This window comes from uncultured Campylobacter sp. (assembly GCF_937949835.1).
Classification (GTDB): domain Bacteria; phylum Campylobacterota; class Campylobacteria; order Campylobacterales; family Campylobacteraceae; genus Campylobacter_B.
In genome coordinates this window covers 1-2,396 of sequence record NZ_CALEDC010000098.1, presented here as the reverse complement: position 1 = coordinate 2,396, position 2,396 = coordinate 1, and the positions used below count along the sequence as shown (strand labels likewise).

The window sequence follows — 2,396 nt, the reverse complement described above, 5'->3', positions numbered from 1 at the left end:
GCCTATGCAGCCGCGCGGAATTTGGGTAGCGGATCGAAGCTCTAAATTTAGATAATTTACAGAGCCTTTGCGATCAGCTCGTTTACGTTTTTGATAAACTCGCTCGGATTTTCAAGCTCTTGCCCCTCGCTAAGGCGCGCCAGATCGTAGATTATCTCGGCTACTTGCGGCAGCATCAGCTTATCGGCCTGCAGCTTTTTGATGATCTCGTGATCTGCGTTGATCTCCAAAATCGGCTTTATTGGTGGCAGATTGCGGCCTCCCATCTGCTTAAGCAGGTGCTGCGTCGCAAAATCGGGATCGTTCTCGTCAAAAACAAGGCAGGAAAGCGAGCCGCTTAGACGCGATGAAATTTTAACGTCCTTGATGCGTTCGCCTAAAATTTCTTTGATCTTTGCGGCAATCTCTTTGGCTTGCGGCGTCGCGGCATCGTCGCTCGAAGCCTCCTGCTTGATCGAAGTCGCATTTTTAACCGGCGTCTTATCAAACTCAAAAACGCCCGGCATCACGATCGTATCGATCTCATCGTCGCAGAGCAGCACCTCCGTGCCCTCGGCGTTAAATTTCTCGATCAGAGGCGAGCTTTTAAGCATCGCGGCGCTGTTCCCCGCGATATAATAGATCTCTTTTTGCTCCGCGCCCATTTTTTCCTTATACTCGCTAAGCGTGATGAGACCGTCTCGCAGATTTGATTTGAAAAGACAAAGCTTTAAAATTTCCTCTTTGTTTGCGCCGAAGCCGTAAAGCCCCTCTTTCAAAACCTTGCCGAATAATTCGTAAAATTTTATGTATTTTTCGCGATCGCTTTGCAAAAGCTTCTGCAGCTCGGATAGAATTTTTTTCACGCTCTGTTCGCGGACATAGGCTAGAATTCGATTTTCTTGTAAAATTTCGCGGCTTACGTTTAGCGGCAGATCCTCGACGTCCATTATGCCGCGCACGAAGCGCAGGTAGCTAGGCAGCAGCTCTTTGGCGTCGTCGGTGATGAAAACGCGCTTGACGTAGAGCTTCACGCCGCTTTGATAATCGACGCGGTATAGATCGAAAGGCTCGCTGCTAGGCACATAAAAAAGCGTCGTGTATTCGTGCGTGCCCTCGGCCTTGGTGTGGATGTAAAACAGCGGATCGCCGCTGTCGTGGCTGATCTGCTTGTAAAATTCATTGTAATCGCTCGGTTTTAGGCTGCTTTTCGGCAGCTGCCAAAGCGCGCTCGCGCGGTTGATCTGGACGTTTTTAACCTCGCTATGTCCCTGCTCGCCCTCTTTTTGCGCGGGAACGTATTCTTCTTTATCCATAAAGATCGGATATGGGATGTGGTTGGAGTATTTTTTGATAATGCCCTCGAGCCTGTAGCCGTCCAAAAACTCCTCATCTTTCATATGCAGGATTATCGTCGTGCCGAAGTCCTCTTTCTCCGCCTTTTCGACCATGTAGTTGCTCGCGTCGCTGCTCCATTTAAAGGCGTCCTGCGAGAGCGGCTTGCGGCTGATAACATCGATACGATCCGCGACCATAAACGCCGAATAAAACCCGACGCCGAACTGTCCGATGAGGTTGCTGTCCTTCGCCGCATCGCCGCTAAGGCTCGCCATAAAGCCCTTCGTGCCGCTGCGCGCGATAGTGCCTAGATTGCTCTCGAGCTCGGCCTCGTCCATACCGATGCCATTATCGCCGATGCTTAGCGTTTTGGCCTCTTTGTCGATCTTGATATCGATGCGCGGCACATACGAAAGCGCCTTGTAATCGTCGTTTGTAAGGCTTAGATAGTTTAATTTATCCAGCGCGTCGCTTGCGTTTGAGATAAGCTCGCGCAGGAAAATCTCCTTGTTCGAATAAAGCGAATGGATCATCAAATTTAGCAGATCATTCACTTCGGTCTTAAATTTTTTCTTTGCCATTATGCGGTCCTTTTTGAAAATTTTAGCAGATTATATCATGGAGTGCTAATCTTGTCAAGAGTAGAATAAATAAACTTGATATGCATCCTATCAAGTTTTGTAAATTTATGCGTGTCCGAAGTATATAAAATTTAAACCTAGCTGCAGATGATACCAGCGATAACCAATCCGAATTTGACGGCGCATTTACACCAAATTTGCGGATTTTTCTTGGTCATATTTTTTTTGAAAAATTCAAAACAAGATGATATAATCCCCCCGATATTAATGCGATTTTGATGATAAAACCCGGTGTTTAACCAATTAATAAAAATTTATCGAGCAGAAAGGATTTCATTTGAATAATGAAGAAATCATACAACGCATAAATGAGCTGAGAGAAAAACGGGGCAAAAATTTAAAAAGCTCAAACGAAAATATCTGCGAGACGGACGCTAATGTAGATCTGAATGCGGACGCCGCCGTAAATTTGACTGAAAAATCAGGCATAGGTTCGGC

Annotated in this window: 1 protein-coding gene; it reads right to left on the bottom strand. The window is 46.5% G+C overall.

Features of this window, described 5'->3' with window-relative positions:
- Positions 1-56 precede the first annotated feature (56 nt).
- Positions 57-1,898 (bottom strand): molecular chaperone HtpG, encoded by a 1,842-nt coding sequence (gene htpG, locus Q0256_RS02120; protein ID WP_297959622.1) that lies wholly within the window; start codon positions 1,896-1,898, stop codon positions 57-59.
- Between the last annotated feature and the right edge of the window lie 498 nt (positions 1,899-2,396).

Bases quoted from the DNA above. Each gene is read 5' to 3' on its own strand.
- htpG (WP_297959622.1), bottom strand. From the start codon at position 1,898: ATGGCAAAGAAAAAATTTAAGACCGAAGTGAATGATCTGCTAAATTTG.